A 20,933-nucleotide genomic window follows, 5' to 3' on the forward strand; every position below is an offset into this window, starting at 1 on the left:
CCAGCCAGCATCTTGAATCACAAACATCCGGCTTTGGGAATCCTACGATTCTCTCAAAATAGGAATCGCTCTAGGATCCATGCCGTGACATTCGCCTTAGAATGCAACGGATCAGAATGGCGCTTGTCCCCGCGCCTGTGCTCGCTACGCTAAAACCATGACCGGTTATGTCTACATGACTGCGAGCCAGGAAGGTGGCACCCTCTATATCGGTGTCACCAACGACCTCGGTCGCCGCATGCCGGAGCACAAGTCGGGCCAAGGCTCTAATTTCACCAGCCGCTACGGTGTTCAGCGGTTGGTCTGGTACGAGGAGTTTTTCGACATCACCGATGCGATCCAACGTGAGAAGTCCCTGAAGCGCTGGCCGCGCCAATGGAAGATCGAATTGATCGAAAAGGCCAATCCAGAGTGGTTCGAGCTGTTTCGCGGGACGGGGTGGTAACGCTCGGTTTCTTGCACCGCCGGAACATATCATCACCGTCACGGCATGGATCCTAGGGTCTGCGCCGCGTCGCTTCGCTCCTTGCTTCGCCCTAGGATGACGAAGTTATGGGGGTCCGCTGCCAATCTTGAGGGTCGGCCCTTCCAGCCTTGCCGCCATCGCTTCTCTAACTGCCAGCAGCAACCTTCAGCCACAACGCCTTCTCACCCAACGTCCCGACCATGCCGGCGTGCGCGGCGCGTTCGGCTTCGGTGAGGCGGGGCCGCAGGGGTGCCGGGCGCTGGCTGATGATGATCTCGATCTGGCGGACATTTTCGCCTTGCGCCGGCGCGGTGGCGCTGTCGAGGATAAGGGCCGCCTGCTTGCCGCCGATCAGCTCGATATAGACCTCGGCCAGCAATTCGGAATCGAGCAGGGCGCCGTGCTTGGTGCGCCTGGTGTTGTCGATGCCGTAACGCCGGCAGAGCGCGTCAAGCGAATTGGGCCCCATCGGGTGCTTGCGGCGCGCCAGCGCCAGCGTATCGACGACGAGGCCGTTGTCGATGACGGGATGACCGAGCCGGCCGAATTCAACGTTCAGGAAGCCGATGTCGAAGGTTGCGTTGTGGGCGACCAGCTTGGCGCCGTCGGTGAAGTCCAGCCATTCCTGCACAATCTCGGCAAAGGTCGGCTTGCCCGCGAGGTCCGCCGCGCTGATGCCGTGCACCGCCTGTGCCTCGGCATGGATCGCGCGCCCTTGCGGGTTGATGTAGTGGTGGAAGGTCTTTCCGGTCGGGAAGCGGTTGATCAACTCGACGCCGCCAAGCTCGATCACGCGGTCGTCGCGCGAATCGAGGCCGGTGGTTTCCGTGTCGAAGATGATCTCACGCATCGAATCAGTCGCTCCAAAGGAGCAGAATCATGAGACCGGAACAAAATGGCAATGGGAAACGAGCTGATCAGGGCAATCACTACAGGTTTGCGCTGCCCCTCATCGCCCTGCCGGGCACTTCTCCCCCTATAGTGACGGGGAGAAGGACGCCTTCGCAAAGGATTTCGCCAATCTCCTGCGTTTGCAAGAGAGTAGCCGAGGTCGCGGCCAGCTCCTTCTCCCCGTCACTACACGGGGAGAAGATGATGCCGGCAGGCAGATGAGGGACGGCGCTGACGTTGACAGACGGCAGCCAGTGTCAATGGCCCGGCTTGCCGACCCCGATCAGTTCCGCAATGATCGCATTCACCTGATCCCGCGCGGCGTCCAGCCCCTGGCCGGTGTCGACGATGAAATCGGCCTGACGCCGCTTTTCCGCATCCGGCACCTGCTTAGTCAGGATCGACGCCAGCTTTTCCTCCGTCATGCCGGGCCGCGCCAGCACGCGGGCGCGCTGGGTCTCGGCCGACGCAGTGACGACGACGACCTTGTCGACGCGGTTGCGGCCGCCGGTTTCGAACAGCAGGGGAATATCGAGGACGGCGATCGGCGCGCCTGATCTACGATGCCTGGCCAGAAAGGCATCGGCGTCGGCGCGCACCAGCGGATGGATGATGGCCTCGAGCCGCTTCAGCCCGGCGGCGTCGCCGAGCACGCGCGCGCCAAGTTTTGTCCGGTCGACCACCCCGGCAGATGTGGTGCCCGGAAACGCCGCCTCGACCAAAGGGGCTGCCTTGCCGGCATAGAGGCGATGCACCGTCTCGTCGGAATCATGGACCGGCACGCCGGCGTCAGCGAACATCCTGGCCGTGGTCGACTTGCCCATGCCGATCGAGCCTGTGAGGCCGAGCACGATCATGGTTTTGGTACCAGATCGGCAACAATGAACGCCCGGAGTTCGGCCGTCACCCGCGGCCTGACACCGAACCATCGTTCGAAGCCGGGCACGGCCTGATGCAGCAGCATGCCGAGGCCGTCGACCGTCTTCAGCTTTCGCGCGCGGGCGGCCGCGAGCAGCGGCGTCTCCAGCGGCACATAGACGATGTCGGTGACGATGGCATGGTCGGGCAGCCGGGCGGGATCGGCCGACAGGCCTTCATTGCCATGCATGCCGAGCGCCGTGGTGTTGACCAGCAGGCCGGCATCGCCGAGCAGTTCATCCGTAGCCGCCATGCCATGCGCCGACACGCCGGCGCCGAAACGATCGCGCAGTTCTATAGCCCGGGAGAGCGTACGGTTGACGATGCGGATGTCGGTCACGCCGCGCTCCTTCAGCGCATGGATGACGGCGCGCGACGCGCCGCCGGCGCCAAGCACGACCGCCGGGCCCTTGCTCGCCCAGCCCGGCGCATGATCGTCGAGGTTGGCGGCAAAGCCGTGACCGTCGGTGTTGCCGCCCCACAGGACGCCATCCTCGAACCACAGCGTGTTGACGGCGCCGATTTCTTGCGCCGCCTGGTCGCGGCGTTCGGCCAATGCGAAAGCCGCTTCCTTGTGCGGGATGGTGATGTTGCCGCCGCGGTAGTCGTTTGCCTGCAGCGTTTTCACGAACGCGCCAAAATCCTGCGGCGCGACATCGATGGCCTGGTAGCTCCCGTCGATGCCATGTTTGGCCAGCCAGTGGCCATGGATCTTCGGCGAGCGCGAATGCTTGACCGGATGGCCGGTGACGAAGGCCTTCTTTGACACCTCAGCCATCGATCGCTCCCAGGTCACGCAGTTCGGCGAGCAGCGGCAACAGCGGCAAGCCGACAATCGTGAAATGGTCGCCTTCGATTTTCTCGAACAATTGAATGCCTTCGCCTTCTACCTGGTAGGCGCCGACGCTGGACAGCGCCTTGGCGCCGACGCGGGCGAGATGGCGGCCGATGAAGGCCGGGTCAAGCTTGCGCATGGTCATCGAAGCGATGCCGACATGCCGCCACAAAACCCTGCCGTTGCGGACCAGAACAGCGGCGCTGTTGAGCTGGTGGGTCCTGCCCGACAACGCCAGCAAATGACGGCGGGCGCCTTCCATGTCGACCGGCTTGTGGAACACCTCGTCGCCGAGCGACAGCGTCTGGTCGCAGCCCAGAACCAGGGCGCCCGGCCTGCGCTCGCTGACTTCGGTGGCCTTGGCCTCGGCCAGCACCAGGGCGACGTCCTCGGGCGAGACGCCGCTACCCTGCAAAGGCGACTCGAGCGCGCGCTCGTCGACTTCAGCCGGCACCGCCTCGACATCGACGCCGGCATTGACGAGCATCGCCTTGCGGAACGGGCTGCCCGAAGCGAGGATGATTTTCTCAGTCATGATTTTTCGCCTGATCAATTGTCTAACCGTTGTTGAGATTCTGGCTCCAACAGAAAACCGCTGCACCTTCGACCACCGTCACGGCATGGATCCTAGGGTCTTCGCGACGTCGCTTCGCTCCTGCTCCGCCCTAGGATGACGAAGGCGTGGTGGCTTTTTGGCCAATCGCGGATGTCGGGCCTGGCACCTGCGCCGTCAAAGTGCAGTTGGTGGCAATCGCAAACCTTCGAAATTGGCCGAGACAATCCTCCCTTCGTCATCCTAGGGCGAAGCAAGGAGCGAAGCGACGCGGCGCAGACCCTAGGATCCATGCCGTGACCTTCGAACTTCGCGGCGTCGAAATAGCCGGGCAAAACCTCACCCGGCTGCTGGCCTCATTTATCTCGACTTCCCCCGCAGGGCAACGATCGCCGCCGCCGTTTCCTCGATCGAGCGGCGGCTGACGTCGATCATCGGCCAGCCATGGCGCGTGCAGATCTTGCGGGCATAGGCGAGCTCTTCGCTGATCGCCGCGCGGTCGACATAATCCGATGCCTCATACGAGCTGCTGTTGCCGAGGATGCGGTTTTGCCGGACATGCGAGATGCGTTCGGCGGTGGCGATCAGCCCGACGATCAGGGGCTTGCTGGCGGCAACCAGGCTTTCCGGCACCGGCACGCCAAGCACGATCGGGATGTTGGCGGTCTTGATGCCGCGGTTGGCGAGATAGATGCTGGTCGGCGTCTTCGACGTGCGAGAAATGCCGATCAGCACCACATCGGCATCGTCCATATTGAGCGGCAACTGGCCGTCATCATGGTCCATGGTGAAATTGAGCGCGTCGATGCGGCGGAAATATTCGGCGTCGAGGACATGCTGGGCGCCGACGCGGCGGCCGGCCGGGGTGCCTAGATAGGACTGGAACACGGTCAGCACCGGCTCCAGCACCGACACGCAGGGCAGACCCATGGCCGCGCAGCGCTCGTCGATGCCGCGCGCCAGCTTCTGGTCGACGACCGTATAGAGGATGATGCCCGGTTCCTCCTCGATGTCCTCGAACACCTTTGCCACCTGCTTTTCGGTGCGGATCAGCGGATAGATATGCTCGATGGCGCGCGCGTCCTTGTACTGCGCCGAAGCTGCCCGGCCGGCGGCAAGCAGCGTTTCGCCGGTCGCGTCGGAAATCAGGTGCAGGTGGAAGAAGCTCTGGGGTTTGTTCACAGGGGTCACCTGGGGCTGTGGGCTTCTGTGGATAAAGCGGGATGAAAAGACGGGCCTGTCGGAGGCGACTGTATCAGATGGCAGTTTGTCCACAATTCGATGCGCTGTCAGCTTCGTCGGGCGACTGGGGACAAGTTTGGGGACGGCTTTTTTCGACAACGGTCCGTCCACAGGACCCGCCTTTCACCGCTGTGCCTAACACTTTGACTCGATTGATCGATTCGGAGCTATCCCCAGAACCCTACATCTGGGAAAAAGAAGCACGCGACAATATGTTGGCTGGTGTTTTCCGGGGCAAAGCGGGACAGGTGACAACCACCAGAACCAACAGACTCTTAGAATCAGAAGAATCTTAGATATAAGAATCTTTGATTATAGAAGAGGCTGGGAGAAGCGAGCGCCCGATGCCCCAGAACCGGATCATGATGGATGTCCTGAAGGGCAAGGCTCATTTTCCGCCTCCGCTCTGGATGATGCGTCAGGCCGGGCGCTATCTGCCGGAGTATCGGGAGACACGCAGGCGAGCAGGCTCGTTCCTGGACCTCTGCTACGATCCCGACCTTGCGGTCGAAGTGACCTTGCAGCCGATCGAGCGTTTTGGTTTCGATGCCTCGATCCTGTTTTCCGATATCCTTGTAGTTCCGCATGCGCTTGGCCGTGACGTGCGCTTCGAAGAGGGCAGAGGGCCGTTGCTGACGCCGATCACCGCGCCGGAGATTTTGGCTCTGGAAGGCAAGGTGTTTCACGTGAATCTCGAACCGGTCTACGAGACGGTTCGCCGGTTGCGGGCCAAACTGCCCGAAGAGACAACCCTGATCGGCTTCTGCGGCGCGCCTTGGACGGTGGCGACCTACATGATCGCTGGCCATGGCACACCCGACCAGGCGCCGGCGCGGCTTTTTGCCTATCGCGAGCCGGTGGCCTTTCAACGATTGCTGAAGGTGCTTGCCGAACATTCGGCCGCCTATCTCATCCGCCAGATCGAGGCGGGCGCGGATGTGGTGCAGATATTCGATTCCTGGTCCGGCGTGCTGGACGATGAAACTTTCGACCTGTTCTGCGTTCAGCCGATGGCCGAGATCGTTGGCCGGGTGCGGGCGGTTCATCCCGATGTTCCGATCATCGGTTTTCCCAAGGGCGCCGGTTCGCGTTACCGGACCTATCGGCAAAAGACCGGCGTAACGGCGCTGGGGATCGACTGGACGGTGCCCCTGATCGCGGCGAAGGAATTGCAGCGCTCGGGTGCGGTTCAGGGCAATCTCGATCCCTTGCGGCTCGTGGCTGGCGGCAAGGCGCTGTCGGATGGCGTCGAGGCGATCCTGAGAGCGCTGGGAGACGGGCCGCTGATCTTCAACCTCGGCCACGGCATCACGCCGGAGACGCCGATCGCCCATGTCGAGGCGATGGTGAAACAGGTGCGGAGCGCGACACGCTGATGGCTCAGATGAACAACACGAACAGCACCGGCCGGGCGATGATGCGCATGAGTATCGCGGTGCTGGTCGTTCTCACCGCGCTTTTGTATTTGGCGGCACCCGACAGCTTCTATCCCTGGGCCAAGGCGATCCATATCCTCGCCGTCATCTCATGGATGGCCGGCATGCTCTATCTGCCGCGGCTGCTGGTCTATCACGCCGATGCCGAGAAGGGCTCGGTGCAGTCAGAAACCTTCAAGGTGATGGAGCGGCGCCTGCTGCGGGGCATCATCAACCCGGCGATGATCGTCACCTGGGTGTTCGGCCTGTGGCTCGCCTGGAAGGGTTTTGGTTTCCAGGGCGGCTGGCTGCACGCCAAGATCGGAGCGGTGCTTTTGCTGTCGGCCATGCATGGCTATCTCTCGGGCGCGGTGCGCAAATTCGCCGAGGACCGCAATGAAAAACCGGCCAGGCACTGGCGAATGGTCAACGAGATCCCCACATTGCTGATGATCGCAATCGTCATCCTGGTGGTGGTCAAGCCGTTCTGATGCATGTCGATCAAAACGGCCAGGAGCCAGCGACAGGCATTGATGCGTTTTAAGCCTTCATAGGCCACGCAAAACGCAGCTTGCTCTTTCACCCGACCGACGATAAAAGACGGGTCTTCCTTCCCGTCATGCGCCGCCCCTCGTTGTTTTCGGCCGCGCCCGGCATTTGTCGCATCCCGCCGATATTTTCCCAAAGCCTACCCAGACTCCATCTATTCCCAGACTCAATCTACCAAGGTCCGTCTATGCAAGAAATGAAACTCGCCGAGTTCAAGAACAAGAAACCGCCAGAGCTGATCGCTTATGCCGAATCGCTCGAGGTCGAAAACGCCAGCGTCATGCGCAAGCAGGAGCTGATGTTTGCGATCCTGAAGAAGCTGGCCGCCCAGGAGATCGAGATCATCGGTGATGGCGTGGTCGAGGTGCTGCAGGACGGTTTCGGCTTCCTGCGCTCCGCCAACGCCAATTATCTGCCAGGTCCCGACGACATCTATATTTCGCCGTCGCAGATCCGGCGCTTTTCGCTGAAGACCGGCGATACCGTCGAAGGGCCGATCCGCAGCCCGAAAGAGGGCGAGCGCTATTTCGCGCTGCTCAAGGTCAACACCATCAATTTCGACGATCCCGAGAAGATCCGTCACAAGATCCACTTCGACAATCTGACGCCGCTCTATCCGACCAAGCGGCTGAAGATGGAAATCGAGAATGTGACCACCAAGGACATCTCGGCCCGCGTGATCGACCTGGTCGCGCCGATCGGCAAGGGACAGCGCGCTTTGATCAACGCGCAGCCGCGTACCGGCAAGACGGTTCTGATGCAGAACATCGCCCACTCGATCACCGCCAACCATCCGGAATGCTATCTGATCGTGCTTCTGATCGACGAGCGGCCGGAAGAAGTGACCGACATGCAGCGCTCGGTGAAGGGCGAGGTGATCTCCTCCACCTTCGACGAGCCGGCCGTGCGCCACGTGCAGGTCGCCGAAATGGTCATCGAGAAGGCCAAGCGCCTGGTCGAACATGGCCGCGATGTCGTCATCCTGCTCGATTCGATCACCCGCCTCGGCCGCGCCTACAACACCGTCGTGCCGTCATCCGGCAAGGTGCTGACCGGTGGTGTCGACGCCAACGCCCTGCAGCGGCCGAAGCGCTTCTTCGGCGCCGCCCGCAACATCGAGGAAGGCGGCTCGCTGACCATCATCGCCACCGCGCTGATCGATACCGGCAGCCGCATGGACGAAGTCATCTTCGAAGAGTTCAAGGGCACCGGCAACTGCGAAATCCAGCTCGACCGCAAGGTGGCCGACAAGCGCATCTATCCGGCCATGGACATCTTGAAGTCCGGCACCCGCAAGGAAGACCTGCTGGTTTCCAAGCAGGATCTGCAGAAGATTTTTGTGCTGCGCCGCATCCTGGCGCCGATGGGAACCACCGACGCGATCGAGTTCCTGATCGATAAGCTCAAGCAGACCAAAACCAATGCGGATTTCTTCGATTCGATGAACACGTAAAGGTCAGGCCGAAATCATCCGGTCTGTGTATTGAAGCCCCATTCCGCGAAACCGGGATGGGGTTTTTCATTGTCCGGCGGCAGGTCGCTTTCCCGATATAGGGCGGCTGTATGTGGCGGCAGACGATTCTCCCTTCATGCAAAGCTCGTGTCTGCAAACTGGAAGCAGCGATGTGAAGAAGACAATCCCGACCCTGATCGGCTTTTCGGCCATCCTGACCTGGTCTTTCCTGGCGCTGCTTTCGACCGCCGCTGGCCCGATCCCGCCGTTTCAGCTGGCAGCCATGACCTTCCTGCTCGGAGGGCTGGTCGGCGCCGGCAGCTGGATCTTCCGCCCAGGCGCGATCCGATCGCTGCGGCAGCCATGGCCGGTCTGGGCGATCGGCACGGCGGGACTGTGCATCTACCACTGCGCCTATTTCTTTGCGATCCAGTCGGCGCCGCCGGTCGAGGTCAGCCTGATCGCCTATCTCTGGCCATTGCTGATCGTCGTCTTTGCAGCCTTCCTGCCCGGTGAAAGGCTCCGGGTTCATCACATCGTCGGCGTCGTTCTAGGGCTTGCCGGCGCCATCGTGGTGATCACCAAGGGCGGCAATGTCGGCCTGGCCAATGGGGTGATGAAGGGCCATGTCATCGCGCTCTTCTGCGCCCTCATCTGGGCTGGCTATTCCGTGCTGTCGCGCCGCTTCGGCCAGGTGCCGACGGATGTCGTGGCCGGTTATTGCTTCATCACGGCGGCGGTCGCTTTCTCGCTGCACCTGATGCTTGAGACCACGGTCTGGCCGCAGACGCCGACGCAGTGGACGACTATCGTCATTCTGGGCACGATTCCTCTGGGAGCCGGCTTCTACGCCTGGGATTTTGGCTGCAAGCACGGTGACATCATGATCCTTGGCGCCTTGTCCTACGCCGCACCGCTGTTTTCGGTCATCGTGCTGCTGCTGGCAGGCTTTGGCGTCTTCCACTGGTCGGTGGCGCTCGCCTGCGTGCTGATCACCATTGGCGCGGTGGTTGCTGCCAGGGATTTGCTGTTCAAGCCCCGGCAAGCTGCGACCGAGGCGCTGCCCGATCCCGCGCACGGCGCCTGATCATTCTCGGCGCAACAGGCGCTCCAGCTCTTCCGGATCCGTCATCGGGGAAAGGCAAACCTGACCAGTGCAGAACCACGCGCTTAAGCGGTTGGTCGGCGGCAGGATTCCGGCGGGCAGCAAGGCTCGATTCGCTCCCGTACCAATCGGCACGAGGATGTCGACGCGGCGTGGATCCGGATTTCGATTCGCAACCGGAACGAGCTTTGGATCGTTGAGCGCATCAACGATGACCAGCTTGAGCGGCTCGATCGCAAGCGCGCAGGCATTGACGATGCCGGCCTGGCCATAGGTCTGGTTTGCGGCACGGCCGGCGGCATGTTCGGCGACCTCCCAGGCTTTCTCGTGCAGCTCGAGATCGCCGGTGACGGAGGCGAGCCGGACCAGTGCCTCGATGATCTGGCCGGTGGCGGACGGAATGGCTTCATCGACGTCGCCCCTGATGCGGATCGGCACGTCAGCGCTGTCCGAGGCGGTCAGGTAATAACCTGTCTTCTCGCTATCGGCGTGCCAATGGTCGAGCTGCTCGACAAACCGGCCGGCTTGGTCGACATAGCTCCAATCCCCGGTGGCCTCGAACAGCGAGATGGCTGCGTTGGTCATGGCGGCATAGTCGGTGGACAGAGCAGGGAACAGTTTTCTGGCGCCGAGCATCGAGTGCGGCAAGCGGCCGTCGCGGCTGGCAGAGCTGATATGGGCGAAGGCTTTTGCCGCCGCGTCGATCCAGTCAGGCCGCGCCAGCGACCGACCGGCCTCAGCAAAGGCTGCGATCATCTGGCCGTTCCAGTCGGTGAGGATCTTTGCGTCAAGGCCGGGCCTGACCCGCTCTTCCCGGACCGCAAGGAGTTTCCCCTTGAGCGGGCTGACCTCTTCGCGATCGATCACATATTGCGATTGCTGGGCCCTCGTCTGGTGGACAACCGGCTTGCCTTCCCAACCATGCGGGCTGGAGAGCGTGAAGTGATTGAAAAACAAGGCGGAATCGTCGCCGAGTGCGGCCTCGATCTCGTCTTGGCTCCAGGTGTAGAACAGCCCTTCCTCGCCGTCGCTGTCGGCGTCGAGACTGGCGGCAAAGGCGCCGCCGTCGACGCGCATTTCGCGCAGCAGCCAGTCGATCGTCTCTTTGATTCGGACCCGGAACAACTCGTTGCCGCTTGCGGCATAGGCCCAGTTGCAGAAGCGGATCAGCTGGGCATTGTCGTAAAGCATCTTTTCGAAATGCGGCACCAGCCATTCGGCGTCGGTCGAGTAACGGCTGAGCCCGCCGCCGATATGGTCGTAGATGCCGCCGCTGACCATCTGTTCGAGGCTGTTGAGAACGTCGTCGCGATGGCTGGCGTTGCCGTCGCGCAGCCAGGACAGCCACAGCGTTTGCATGAACGGTGCATTGGGAAATTTCGGCGCGCCGCGCAAGCCGCCGAGATCGCGGTCGATCATGCCGTCTATGCCCTTGGCAAGCTCAGCCAGCGTGCCGCGATCGAGCCCTGTTTTCGCATGCGAGCCGGCAAGCCGCGCCTCGACATGTATGGTCAGGCCGTCGGCACTCTGGTTGAGGCTCGCCCGCTTCTCGCGCCAGGCCTTGTCCACCGCCTCCATCACCTGGATGAAACCGGGGCGGCCATAGCGTGGCTCGCGCGGAAAATAGGTGCCGCCCCAGAACGGTTTGCCGTCCGGCGTCAGGAACATGGTCAGCGGCCAGCCGCCTTGCTCGCCCATGGCGGAGAGTGCAGCCATATAGATCTGGTCGATGTCGGGACGCTCCTCGCGGTCGACCTTGATATTGACGAACAGACGGTTCATGACGGCGGCGACACCATCGTTCTCGAAGCTTTCATGCGCCATGACGTGGCACCAATGGCAGGCGGCATAGCCGACCGAGAGCAGGATAGGCCTGTCCAGCGCCTTTGCCTCCTCGAGCGAGGCCGGCGACCAGGCCCGCCAGTGGACGGGATTGCCGCTGTGCTGCTGCAGATAGGGGCTGGCTTCTTCGGCAAGCAGGTTTTGCGCTGGCAGCGTCACTGGGCAAACTCGGGTGCGATGGGCTGATGGGTGTAAAGCTAGGGCGGTTCGGTAGAGCGGGCAAATGATTTCAAGCGGTTCCATCGTAGCGCTGTCGAGCGGCCGGCTTCCGGCCGGGGTTGCTGTCATCCGCATTTCCGGCCCGCAGACTCGATTCGTAGTCGAAACGATTGCCGGCGGCATGGTTAAGGACCGCTCGGCAGTTCTGCGCCGATTCAGGGCACCCGATGGGACCGTGCTCGACACCGGCCTGGTCGTGTTCTTTCGCGGTCCGGCCAGTTTCACCGGCGAGGACGTTGCGGAATTCCACGTCCACGGCGGTCGTGCCGTGGTGGCAAAAATGCTGGAAACGATCGCAGGCCATGACGGCGTCAGGCACGCGGAACCCGGCGAATTCACGCGCCGCGCCTTTCTCAACGGCAAGGTCGATCTGCTCGAGACCGAGGCGCTGGCGGACCTCGTCAACGCCGAAACCGAGGCGCAGCGGCGTTTTGCCGTTCAAAATGCCGAAGGCGTTCAGAGCGAACTCTATCTCGGCTGGCGTCGCAGGCTAATCCATGCCCGCGCCATGATCGAGGCGGAAATCGATTTCGCCGATGAGGACGATGTCCCCGGTTCCGTTTCGGATACGGTCTGGTCCGATGTCAGGACGATGATCGGCGAGATCGATCGCCACATCGCCGGGTTTCGCGCCGCCGAGATCATTCGCGACGGCTTCGAGGTCGTGATTCTTGGCGCGCCCAACGCCGGTAAGTCGAGTCTGTTCAATGCCCTGGCCCGGCGGGATGCCGCTATAGTAACGGATGAACCCGGCACGACGCGGGATCTGCTTGAAGTGACACTTGATCTCCAGGGGCTGCGGGTCCGGCTTACCGATACGGCCGGGCTGCGCGATGCGCCGGGGAAGGTCGAGGCGATCGGCATCGAGAAGGCGAGGGCCAAGGCGCATGGCGCCGATCTCTTGCTGTTGCTGCAGGATGTTACGAATCCTGGGGATATTCGTTCATTGCCGACCGCGGCGCCGACCTTGCGCGTTGGCACCAAGCGCGATCTGCTGGAAGACCGCGCGGCGAGCGGGGCGATGGAAGACTACGACCTTGTCATTTCGGTAAAAAACGGGACGGGCGTGGAGAGACTGCTGGCGGAAATCGGCCGGCGAGCTGCCGAAGCAGCCGGCAGCGTCGGTGATGTCCTGCCATCGCGCCTGCGCCACGTCGAATTGCTTGGCGCAGCGAATAGGCACCTGCTTCGTGCAACCGACGGCCAGACTGTCGGGCAGGAATTGCGCGCTGAGGAGTTGCGGCTCGCAGCCGATCATCTGGGCCGAATCGTCGGCGCCATCGACGTCGAGGACATGCTGGACGTCATCTTTTCGCAGTTCTGCATAGGGAAATGACTCAGGTGAAACAGTGGTCCTCGAACAGGAGTTGCTTTCTGGCGTAGAGGCTTGATGGCGCTTGCGGATGCATGCGTTGGCAATTGGCGGAAACGCTTAACGTCTCGTCATCCTCGGGTCTTCGCCGCGTCACTTCGCTCCTTGCTCCGCCCGGGGATGACGAGGGCGTGGCGGCCTCGGCGGTCACGAATGTCTAGATGGTGGCCACAGCAATGATGAAACTCGGCTGCCGTCCTCGAATCCACTGAACCCGCGCAGCATCATTCGCGCGACTCACGTGAAACATCTGCCCCGATGACTCACGTGAAACACGCGTGAGGGCACGTCCAAGGCTGTTTCACGTGAAACTCCCTGCGGAGTTTTCTTGACAGCACCGCCCTACGGGGACATGTGTCCCTCATTCATTTGAGTCTAGGACGTGTTGGAAATGACCAATCACTATGATGTGGTTGTGGTGGGCGGTGGTCACGCGGGTTGCGAGGCGGCCAGTGCTGCCGCACGCGCCGGTGCCAGAACCGCGCTAGTGACGCTGCGCTTCGACACGATCGGGGTCATGTCGTGCAATCCGGCGATCGGCGGGCTCGGCAAGGGCCACCTGGTGCGCGAGATCGATGCCATGGATGGCCTGATGGGGCGCGTGGCGGATGCGGCTGGCATCCAGTTCCGCCTGCTCAACCGCCGCAAGGGTCCCGCCGTGCGCGGGCCGCGCACGCAGGCCGACCGAAAGCTCTATCGCCTCGCCATGCAGGAAGCGATTCGGCAGCAGAACGATCTCGACGTGGTCGAAGGCGAGGTTCTGGACTTCGAAATTGTCGCCGGCCAGGTCGCGGCTGTTCTCCTGGCCGACGGCCGTCGCCTGGCTTGTGGCGCGGTCGTGCTGACGACCGGAACTTTTTTGCGTGGGCTTATCCATATTGGCGAGAAGAAGATTGTCGCCGGCCGCATGAACGAGCAGGCCAGCCTTGGGCTCTCGGCGACGATGGATCGCGCGGGCTTCAAGCTCGGCCGTCTGAAGACCGGCACGCCGCCACGGCTCGACGGCCGGACCATCGACTGGGCGTCGCTGGAAAGCCAAGCGGCGGATGAGAATCCTGTGCCGTTCTCGCTGATGACGGACCGAGTCACCACGCCGCAGATCGAGTGCGGCATCACCCGCACGACGACGGCCACGCATGAGCTGATCCGCGCCAATCTTGACCGGTCGGCCATGTATTCCGGCTCGATCGAGGGCGTTGGGCCGCGTTATTGCCCGTCGATCGAGGACAAGATCGTCAAGTTCGGCGACAGGGACGGCCATCAGATCTTCCTCGAGCCGGAAGGGCTCGATGACAACACGGTTTATCCCAATGGGATTTCGACCTCGCTGCCTGAGGATGTGCAGCTCGATATATTGAAAACCATCCCAGGGCTGGAGCGCGCAACCATGCTGCAGCCCGGCTATGCCATCGAGTATGATCACGTCGATCCGCGCGAACTGCATCAGACGCTGGAAACGAAGCGCATCAGTGGTCTTTTCCTCGCCGGGCAGATCAACGGCACGACCGGCTATGAGGAAGCAGCCGGGCAAGGCTTGCTCGCAGGCCTCAATGCGGCGCGGCGGGCGGCGGGGAGCGAGCAGATCGTGCTCAGCCGCACCGAAGCCTATATTGGGGTGATGGTCGACGACCTGACCAGCCGCGGCATCAGCGAACCCTACCGGATGTTCACATCTCGGGCCGAATTCCGGCTGTCGCTGCGTGCCGACAATGCGGATGAACGACTGACGCCTCTGGCTGCGAAGCTGGGCATCGCTTCGGCACAGCGCATGCAACGCTACGGGCAGGTGATGCAAAGCCTGGATGAGGCGCGGGACTTGGCGAAGTCGCTCGCCCTGACGCCGAACGAGGCGGCGCGACACGGGCTGGACATCAACCGGGATGGCGTGCGCCGGTCCGGCTATGAATTGCTGTCCTATCCTGACGTCGATGTCGCTTGGCTGGCCGGCGTCGATCCGCGCTTTGCGGCGATCGACGGCAAGACGGCGGAGCGCCTCGAGACGGAAGCGAAGTATTCTGTCTATCTGGATCGTCAGAAAACTGACGTCGCGCAGATCCGGCTTGAAGAGAGCCGGCTGATTCCGGAGACCATCGATTTCGCCGGGGTGCCGGGTCTGTCGAACGAGCTGAAGCAGAAGATGCAGGTCCGGCGGCCGCGCTCCATCGCCGATGCCCAGCGCATGGAAGGCATGACGCCGGCGGCGCTGGCGATCATCGTCGCGCATGTCCGTCGCGCGGAAAGCGCCCAGCGCCCACAAAAGGAAGTTGCGTGAGTTCTATTTCCCTAGAGAGCCTGCAGGACGCGGCAGGCCCGGTTTCACGTGAAACATTCGATCGGCTGGTGGCCTTTGAGCAGATGTTCCAGAAATGGAATCGCAGCATCAATCTGGTGGCAAAATCGACGTCGGGCGATGTCTGGCAGCGCCATATCCTGGACAGCGCCCAACTCGGACGCATAGAACCGGTTGCCACGCGCTGGGTGGATCTCGGCTCGGGCGGCGGATTTCCGGGCCTTGTCATGGCTTTCCTGCTTGCCGAGCGCGACGGCGCCAGCATCGACCTGGTTGAAAGCAATCGCAAAAAGGCGTCCTTCCTGCAGACCGTCGTCGGGCAGTTCAGGCTGCCGGCGCGAGTCGTGGCGCGCCGCATCGATGACAGCCATGCGCTTGTTTCGACACCGCAAGTTGTCACGGCGCGGGCTTTGGCCTCGCTTTCGACCTTGCTGGACCTGTCGGCGCCATGGCTGACGTCAGGCGCGCGCGGCCTGTTCCACAAAGGCCGGGATTATCGCACCGAAGTGCAAGAAAGCGTTCACCGATGGTCCTTCGATCTGGTAGAACATCCAAGTGTGACCGACCCGCATGGGGTCATCCTTGAACTGTCCAACCTGCGACCTGTCTGATCCGCGACGTGTCAGACGCTTTGGCGATCCCAAAATGAACTTCTGGCATAGACCCATGATGAAGAATGGCCCCCGAATCATCACCGTAGCCAACCAGAAGGGCGGTGTCGGCAAGACAACGACCGCCATCAATCTGGCGACCGCGCTGGCCGCGATCGGCGAAAAGGTGCTGATCGTCGATCTCGATCCGCAGGGCAATGCCAGCACCGGTCTCGGCATCGACCGCAAGGACCGCACGGTGTCCTCCTATGACGTGCTGACCGGCGAACTGGAACTGGAGGCCGCGGCCATCCCCACGGCGGTGCCCGGCCTGTCGATCGTGCCGTCGACGCTTGATCTGCTCGGCATTGAAATGGAGATCGCCTCGGCGCCCGACCGCGTGCTCAAGCTGCGAAATGCGCTGCGCGCCGCGACCGACCGCGGCGCGCCGTTCGGCTATGTGCTGATCGACTGCCCACCATCGCTCAACCTTTTGACTTTGAATTCAATGGCCGCGGCCGATTCTGTTCTTGTGCCGCTGCAATGCGAGTTTTTCGCGCTCGAAGGTCTCAGCCAGTTGCTGGAGACTGTCGAGCAGGTGCGCCGCTCGATCAATCCGGATCTCACCATCCAGGGCATCGTGCTGACCATGTATGACGGCCGCAACAATCTCGCCAACCAGGTGGTGCAGGATGTGCGGGCGCATATGGGCGACAAGGTCTACGAGACCGTCATTCCGCGCAATGTGCGGGTGTCCGAGGCGCCGTCCTACGGCAAGCCGGCGATCCTCTATGATTTGAAGTGCTCCGGCAGCCAGGCCTATCTGCAACTGGCGTCGGAAGTGATCCGCCGCGAGCGCAAGTTACGCGCCGCTTGATTAGGCCGGATGCATAGCTAAAAGCCGATTCGATACCGAAACGATTTGGAATAGCCAACTGGAATAAAGATGAGCGAAGACCTTTCAAGAAAGAGACTGGGGCGTGGACTGGCTGCGCTGATCGGCGAGATCGATCGCCCCGCAGCGCCTGAGAAGCCCGGCATGAGCGCCGACGGCAAGGTGCCGATCGAGTTCCTGACCCCCAATCCGAAAAATCCGCGCCGGCATTTCGGCGACGCCGAGCTGACCGATCTTGCCCAGTCGATCCGCGAACACGGCGTCGTCCAGCCGGTGGTGGCGCGGCCTTCGCCGACACAGGCCGGCCGCTACGAAATCATCGCCGGCGAGCGGCGCTGGCGCGCGGCGCAGCGCGCCGGGCTGTCCGAGATCCCGGTCATCATCCGCGAGGTCAACGACCGCACCGCGCTCGAACTGGCGATTATCGAGAACGTCCAGCGCACCGATCTCAATGCGGTCGAGGAGGCGCTTGGTTATCAGCAACTGATCGACGAGCACGGCTACACCCAGGCCGATCTCGGCCAGGTGATCGGCAAGAGCCGCAGCCATGTCGCCAACACGCTCAGGCTCTTGAAGTTGCCGGACGTGATCCGCGACATGCTGGTCGACGGCGCCCTGTCTGCCGGCCATGCCCGCACGCTGGTGACGGCGGAAGATCCGGCCGGCCTTGCCAAGCGCATCGTCGAAGAGGGTCTTTCGGTGCGCCAGGCCGAAGCGCTGGCGCAGATGCCGGCCGGCACCAGCAGCGCCAGGGAAGCCAAGCCGGCGCCAAGTCCTGACGAAAAGGACGCCGACACGCTGGCGCTGGAGAAGCTGTTGACCGACACGATCGGCATGATTGTGTCGGTGGATCACAAGGGCAAGGGCGGCGTGCTGCGGGTTTCGTACCGGTCGCTGGAACAGCTTGATGAGCTGTGCCGCAGGCTGAAGCAAGATCGGTAATTAGCCGGCGAATTAACTCCTGGCTTAAGGTCCAGCTGAGCTGGTTGGCACGGGCTTAAGAGGCATAAAGGGCTGGCGGTTGCCGGCCCTTCTCTTTGCGGCGCCTATGTTTGGCGAACGCGGCGAAGCTGCCAATCTCCCCCCCCTCGTGGGCAGGGCTATCGCATATGGATTCTTGCGAAGAAGAACCCCCACCCTAACCCTCCCCACAAGGGGGAGGGAACGCTGCCGCGTGCCTTTAATTCTTCTTGGCGCCGAAAAGACAGGCGATGCTCCTGGGCCAGCGCCAACGGAAGTCTCCCTCCCCCTTGTGGGGAGGGGTTAGGGGTGGGGGTCCGTGCCGGGCAGACATCTCAGGAATTCCATATGCGATAGCCCTGCCCCTCGTGGGGGAGATGCCAGTAGGGCAGAGGGGGGCGTGAAGGAACGCCAGCCGTGGTCACTTTCGAATAGCTGACAAGCTGTCAGGTGGCGCATTCTAGCCAATAGAGACGCCGGCGGGACAGCGCCCCCCCTCTGGCTTGCCAGCCATCTCCCCCACGAGGGGGGAGATCGCCAATCTCCTACCTTTGCGCCAGCCGGCTGCTCTCCACGGCAATGCCGAGCAGCGCCTGCCGCGCCAGCGCCACCGAAAGATCCGGCCGCCGCCGCGTCTGCAGGACCGCCGTCTGCAGGCGCGTCAGTGCGCGGCCGAGCGCGTCGGTGCTCCAACGCTCCAGCGCCTTCTCGACCAGCTTGCGGCGCGAGAAGAACACTGGCGGACGCGCGGCGGCAACGACGGAAGCCGCATTGCGACCGCCCGAATCCATCTGGCCACGCATGGCCTGGATCTGCTGCAGCTGCCGCATCGCCGAGGACAGCACCAGAAAGGGCTGGCCGCCAGACTGGCAATGGCGGGTGAAGGCGATATCGAAGTCGCCGATCTTGCCTTCGAGAAGCGCGTCGACCGCGTCGTCGAAAGAGGCGCCGGAGACATCACCCGACATCGCCTTGACCTCTTCCAGGCCGATCTCGTTCTGGCCATGGGCGTAGAGCACGAGCTTTTCGATCTCGCCGCGCGAGGCCAACCGGTCGCCGCCGAGATTACGGCGCAGCGCCTGCCTCGCCTCCATGGTCATCGACATGCCGGCCTTGCCCAGTTCGGCATCAATGACGCCGTCGATGTCGCGCGCCTCATCGGCATAGCACGGCAGCGCCATGGCATTGTCCGCCGCCTCGACGATGGCGCGCAGGCCGACACCCTTCTTGAGATCGCCGGCCTCGATGAGAATGATGGCATCGCGCGCGGGCTCCGCCGTCAGCGCCTTGACGTCGTCGGCCAATGCCTTCTGGCCGCTGGCATTGCGCACCCATAGCAGCCGCCGGTCGGAAAACATCGGCACGGTGCGGGCTTCGTCGAGCAGCCGGCCCTCGTCGCGGTCGACCTCCGAACCCTCGAGCCTGACCACCGAGAAGGGATCGTCGAGAGCCAGGCCGGTCTTGCCGGCAAAGGCCTTCGCCCGCTCGGAGACGAGGCCGCGATCGGGGCCGTAAAGCAGGACGATGGAAATGCGCGCATCAGGCCGCGCCAACCACCCATCGACCTCATATGCTTTCTTCTGTGCCATGGCGGGTTGGTTAGCATGATGCGGGGGCGGGGTGAATGGAGGTTGGTGATTGGGGCAAAGGATGATGCGCGTGATTTTCTCGCAGCGTGGAAGATTGGCAAAAGCGGCGGAGCGAGTAATCTCCCCCCTTGAGGGGAGATGTCGCCGAAGGCGACAGAGGGGGTCGTTGCGCGTGGAGCGCTAACCTTCGTCTGCCGCAAGGAGGTCGCATCCAGTCGAACCGACCCCCTCTGGCCTGCCGGCCATCTCCCCCTCAAGGAGGGAGATTACGCTTCGCCGCCTTCGCCAATCACCTTATCTTCCGGCAAACCCAGCCCAACCTTCTCCCTAATTGCGCGCCGTCCCCCAACATCGACAAGAAATTTCGTCGACATATCTTCATCTTGGTGCTGGGGAGGCTGGATCGGCCGGCGCGGCCGGGACCGACGTCCGCAGGCTACCCCGACGAATTCGCACTGGCCTGGCGGCGCAGATATGCAAATATCGGCACCAGGCAACATTGGAGGACAAAGGTCATGGCCGATGCTGGGATGTTGCGTTTCCACGTTCCGGAACCGGAAGTGCGGCCGGGCGGGACGCCTGACTTTTCCAATGTGCCGATCCCCAAGGCCGGCTCGGTGCCGCGCCCCGAAATCTCCGTCGATCCGCGGACCATCCGCGATCATGCCTTCTCGATCATCCGCGTGCTGAACCGCACTGGTGAGGCCGTCGGTCCCTGGGCCGGCCTGCTTTCCAGCGACGAGCTGTTGGCCGGCCTGCGCCACATGATGACGTTGCGGACCTTCGACGCGCGCATGCAGATGGCGCAGCGGCAGGGCAAGACCTCGTTCTACATGCAGCATCTGGGCGAAGAGGCGGTGGCTTGCGCCTTCCGCAAGGCGCTGGCGCCGGGCGATATGAATTTTCCGACCTATCGCCAGGCAGGGCTGCTCATCGCCGACGGCTATCCGATGGTCACGATGATGAACCAGATCTATTCCAACGAGGCCGACCCGCTGAAAGGCCGGCAATTGCCGGTCATGTATTCGTCGAAGGAGCACGGCTTCTTCTCGATCTCCGGCAATCTGGCGACGCAGTACATCCAGGCGGTCGGCTGGGCGATGGCCTCGGCGATATCGAACGATTCGCGCATCGCAGCCGCCTGGATCGGCGACGGCTCGACGGCCGAATCCGATTTCCACTCGGCGCTGGTGTTCGCCTCCACCTACAAGGCGCCCGTCGTGCTCAACGTCGTCAACAACCAGTGGGCGATCTCGACCTTTCAAGGCATCGCACGCGGCGGCTCGGGCACCTTCGCGGCGAGAGGCCTTGGCTTCGGCATCCCGTCGCTGCGCGTCGACGGTAATGATTATCTCGCGGTGCATGCCGTTGCCAAATGGGCGGCGGAGCGGGCGCGCAGCAATCTCGGGCCGACGCTGGTCGAATATGTCACCTACCGTGCCGGCGCGCATTCGAGCTCGGACGATCCCTCGGCCTACCGGCCAAAGACCGAATCCGACGCCTGGCCGCTCGGCGACCCGATCGTGCGGCTGAAGAACCATCTCATCGCGCTCGGCGTCTGGTCGGACGAGCGGCACGCGCAGGCCGATGCGGAAATCCTCGACACCGTGATCGCGGCGCAAAAGGAAGCGGAAAGCCACGGCACGCTGCATGCCGGTGGCAAGCCGTCGACGCGCGACATGTTCGAAGGGCTCTATGCCGAGATGCCGCCGCATCTCAGACGCCAGCGCCAGCAGGCGGGGGTTTGAG

Annotated in this window: 18 protein-coding genes; 11 read left to right on the plus strand and 7 right to left on the minus strand. The window is 62.8% G+C overall.

Features of this window, described 5'->3' with window-relative positions; translation table 11 throughout:
- Positions 1-157 precede the first annotated feature (157 nt).
- Positions 158-445: a GIY-YIG nuclease family protein gene (locus NKI21_RS30870; protein ID WP_352868985.1), complete on the plus strand. Its 288-nt coding sequence runs from the start codon at positions 158-160 to the stop codon at positions 443-445.
- 166 nt (positions 446-611) lie between these two features.
- Here the strand turns inward: NKI21_RS30870 and dnaQ are convergent, their stop codons facing one another.
- From dnaQ to NKI21_RS30895, 5 genes are all read right to left on the minus strand, one after another.
- Entirely contained in the window at positions 612-1,316 is a 705-nt protein-coding gene (gene dnaQ, locus NKI21_RS30875) for a DNA polymerase III subunit epsilon (protein ID WP_352868988.1), read from the minus strand.
- A 298-nt stretch (positions 1,317-1,614) separates the two neighbouring features.
- Positions 1,615-2,214, minus strand: a complete 600-nt coding sequence (gene coaE, locus NKI21_RS30880) for a dephospho-CoA kinase (RefSeq protein ID WP_352868991.1) — start codon at positions 2,212-2,214, stop codon at positions 1,615-1,617.
- Positions 2,211-3,053 (minus strand): shikimate dehydrogenase, encoded by an 843-nt coding sequence (locus NKI21_RS30885; protein WP_352868994.1) that lies wholly within the window; start codon positions 3,051-3,053, stop codon positions 2,211-2,213. The genes coaE and NKI21_RS30885 overlap by 4 nt, the downstream gene beginning before the upstream one ends.
- The gene (locus tag NKI21_RS30890) at positions 3,046-3,645 is read right to left on the minus strand and encodes a Maf-like protein (RefSeq protein ID WP_352868997.1); all 600 of its coding nucleotides are present in this window, start codon (positions 3,643-3,645) and stop codon (positions 3,046-3,048) included. Before NKI21_RS30890 ends, NKI21_RS30885 begins: the two co-directional genes overlap by 8 nt.
- A 378-nt stretch (positions 3,646-4,023) precedes the next feature.
- Complete coding sequence (locus NKI21_RS30895; protein WP_502896795.1) at positions 4,024-4,938, minus strand: pyruvate, water dikinase regulatory protein; 915 nt, start codon at positions 4,936-4,938, stop codon at positions 4,024-4,026.
- Between the two features lie 311 nt (positions 4,939-5,249).
- Between NKI21_RS30895 and hemE the strand changes: the two genes are divergently transcribed.
- The 4 genes from hemE to yddG all read left to right on the plus strand — a co-directional run bounded on the left by hemE (position 5,250) and on the right by yddG (position 9,409).
- Entirely contained in the window at positions 5,250-6,281 is a 1,032-nt protein-coding gene (gene hemE / locus NKI21_RS30900; protein WP_352869001.1) for a uroporphyrinogen decarboxylase, read from the plus strand.
- Complete coding sequence (gene hemJ / locus NKI21_RS30905; RefSeq protein ID WP_352869004.1) at positions 6,281-6,811, plus strand: protoporphyrinogen oxidase HemJ; 531 nt, start codon at positions 6,281-6,283, stop codon at positions 6,809-6,811. The genes hemE and hemJ overlap by 1 nt, the downstream gene beginning before the upstream one ends.
- A 245-nt stretch (positions 6,812-7,056) precedes the next feature.
- A complete protein-coding gene (gene rho / locus NKI21_RS30910; protein ID WP_013528732.1) occupies positions 7,057-8,322 on the plus strand; it encodes a transcription termination factor Rho in 1,266 nt (421 codons plus the stop codon).
- Positions 8,323-8,494: 172 nt separating this feature from the next.
- Positions 8,495-9,409 carry an aromatic amino acid exporter YddG gene (yddG, locus tag NKI21_RS30915; protein WP_352869007.1) on the plus strand — a complete coding sequence of 305 codons (915 nt, stop codon included), beginning with the start codon at positions 8,495-8,497 and terminating at the stop codon, positions 9,407-9,409.
- Here yddG and NKI21_RS30920 read toward each other — a convergent pair whose 3' ends face one another.
- Positions 9,410-11,428 (minus strand): thioredoxin domain-containing protein, encoded by a 2,019-nt coding sequence (locus NKI21_RS30920; RefSeq protein ID WP_352869010.1) that lies wholly within the window; start codon positions 11,426-11,428, stop codon positions 9,410-9,412.
- Between the two features lie 64 nt (positions 11,429-11,492).
- Here NKI21_RS30920 and mnmE point away from each other — a divergent pair, with 64 nt between their 5' ends.
- The 5 genes from mnmE (at position 11,493) to NKI21_RS30945 (ending at position 17,577) form a co-directional block, all read left to right on the plus strand.
- Positions 11,493-12,824, plus strand: a complete 1,332-nt coding sequence (gene mnmE, locus NKI21_RS30925) for a tRNA uridine-5-carboxymethylaminomethyl(34) synthesis GTPase MnmE (protein ID WP_352869013.1) — start codon at positions 11,493-11,495, stop codon at positions 12,822-12,824.
- A 427-nt stretch (positions 12,825-13,251) separates the two neighbouring features.
- Positions 13,252-15,132, plus strand: coding sequence for a tRNA uridine-5-carboxymethylaminomethyl(34) synthesis enzyme MnmG (gene mnmG / locus NKI21_RS30930; protein WP_352869016.1), 1,881 nt, complete (start codon positions 13,252-13,254; stop codon positions 15,130-15,132).
- Positions 15,129-15,761 (plus strand): 16S rRNA (guanine(527)-N(7))-methyltransferase RsmG, encoded by a 633-nt coding sequence (rsmG, locus tag NKI21_RS30935; protein ID WP_352869019.1) that lies wholly within the window; start codon positions 15,129-15,131, stop codon positions 15,759-15,761. The genes mnmG and rsmG overlap by 4 nt, the downstream gene beginning before the upstream one ends.
- Positions 15,762-15,816: 55 nt before the next feature.
- A complete protein-coding gene (locus NKI21_RS30940) occupies positions 15,817-16,617 on the plus strand; it encodes a ParA family protein (protein ID WP_352723055.1) in 801 nt (266 codons plus the stop codon).
- 69 nt (positions 16,618-16,686) lie between these two features.
- Entirely contained in the window at positions 16,687-17,577 is an 891-nt protein-coding gene (locus NKI21_RS30945) for a ParB/RepB/Spo0J family partition protein (protein WP_352723056.1), read from the plus strand.
- A gap of 563 nt (positions 17,578-18,140) precedes the next feature.
- On the opposite strand, the gene holA is transcribed toward NKI21_RS30945, so the two are convergent.
- The gene (gene holA, locus NKI21_RS30950) at positions 18,141-19,184 is read right to left on the minus strand and encodes a DNA polymerase III subunit delta (protein WP_352442362.1); all 1,044 of its coding nucleotides are present in this window, start codon (positions 19,182-19,184) and stop codon (positions 18,141-18,143) included.
- Between the two features lie 515 nt (positions 19,185-19,699).
- On the opposite strand from holA, the gene NKI21_RS30955 reads away from it, so the two are divergent.
- Entirely contained in the window at positions 19,700-20,932 is a 1,233-nt protein-coding gene (locus tag NKI21_RS30955) for a 3-methyl-2-oxobutanoate dehydrogenase (2-methylpropanoyl-transferring) subunit alpha (protein WP_352869024.1), read from the plus strand.
- Position 20,933 lies beyond the last annotated feature (1 nt).

It is taken from the genome of Mesorhizobium sp. M0715, assembly GCF_040320355.1.
Classification (GTDB): Bacteria; Pseudomonadota; Alphaproteobacteria; order Rhizobiales; family Rhizobiaceae; genus Mesorhizobium.

What these genes read in the sequence shown, in the direction of transcription:
- NKI21_RS30870 (WP_352868985.1), top strand. Translation starts at nt 158, where the DNA reads ATGACCGGTTATGTCTACATGACTGCGAGCCAGGAAGGTGGCACCCTC.
- dnaQ (WP_352868988.1), bottom strand. Translation starts at nt 1,316, where the DNA reads ATGCGTGAGATCATCTTCGACACGGAAACCACCGGCCTCGATTCGCGC.
- coaE (WP_352868991.1), bottom strand. Translation starts at nt 2,214, where the DNA reads ATGATCGTGCTCGGCCTCACAGGCTCGATCGGCATGGGCAAGTCGACC.
- NKI21_RS30885 (WP_352868994.1), bottom strand. Translation starts at nt 3,053, where the DNA reads ATGGCTGAGGTGTCAAAGAAGGCCTTCGTCACCGGCCATCCGGTCAAG.
- NKI21_RS30890 (WP_352868997.1), bottom strand. Translation starts at nt 3,645, where the DNA reads ATGACTGAGAAAATCATCCTCGCTTCGGGCAGCCCGTTCCGCAAGGCG.
- hemE (WP_352869001.1), top strand. Translation starts at nt 5,250, where the DNA reads ATGCCCCAGAACCGGATCATGATGGATGTCCTGAAGGGCAAGGCTCAT.
- hemJ (WP_352869004.1), top strand. Translation starts at nt 6,281, where the DNA reads ATGGCTCAGATGAACAACACGAACAGCACCGGCCGGGCGATGATGCGC.
- rho (WP_013528732.1), top strand. Translation starts at nt 7,057, where the DNA reads ATGCAAGAAATGAAACTCGCCGAGTTCAAGAACAAGAAACCGCCAGAG.
- mnmE (WP_352869013.1), top strand. Translation starts at nt 11,493, where the DNA reads ATGATTTCAAGCGGTTCCATCGTAGCGCTGTCGAGCGGCCGGCTTCCG.
- mnmG (WP_352869016.1), top strand. Translation starts at nt 13,252, where the DNA reads ATGACCAATCACTATGATGTGGTTGTGGTGGGCGGTGGTCACGCGGGT.
- NKI21_RS30940 (WP_352723055.1), top strand. Translation starts at nt 15,817, where the DNA reads ATGATGAAGAATGGCCCCCGAATCATCACCGTAGCCAACCAGAAGGGC.
- NKI21_RS30945 (WP_352723056.1), top strand. Translation starts at nt 16,687, where the DNA reads ATGAGCGAAGACCTTTCAAGAAAGAGACTGGGGCGTGGACTGGCTGCG.
- holA (WP_352442362.1), bottom strand. Translation starts at nt 19,184, where the DNA reads ATGGCACAGAAGAAAGCATATGAGGTCGATGGGTGGTTGGCGCGGCCT.
- NKI21_RS30955 (WP_352869024.1), top strand. Translation starts at nt 19,700, where the DNA reads ATGGCCGATGCTGGGATGTTGCGTTTCCACGTTCCGGAACCGGAAGTG.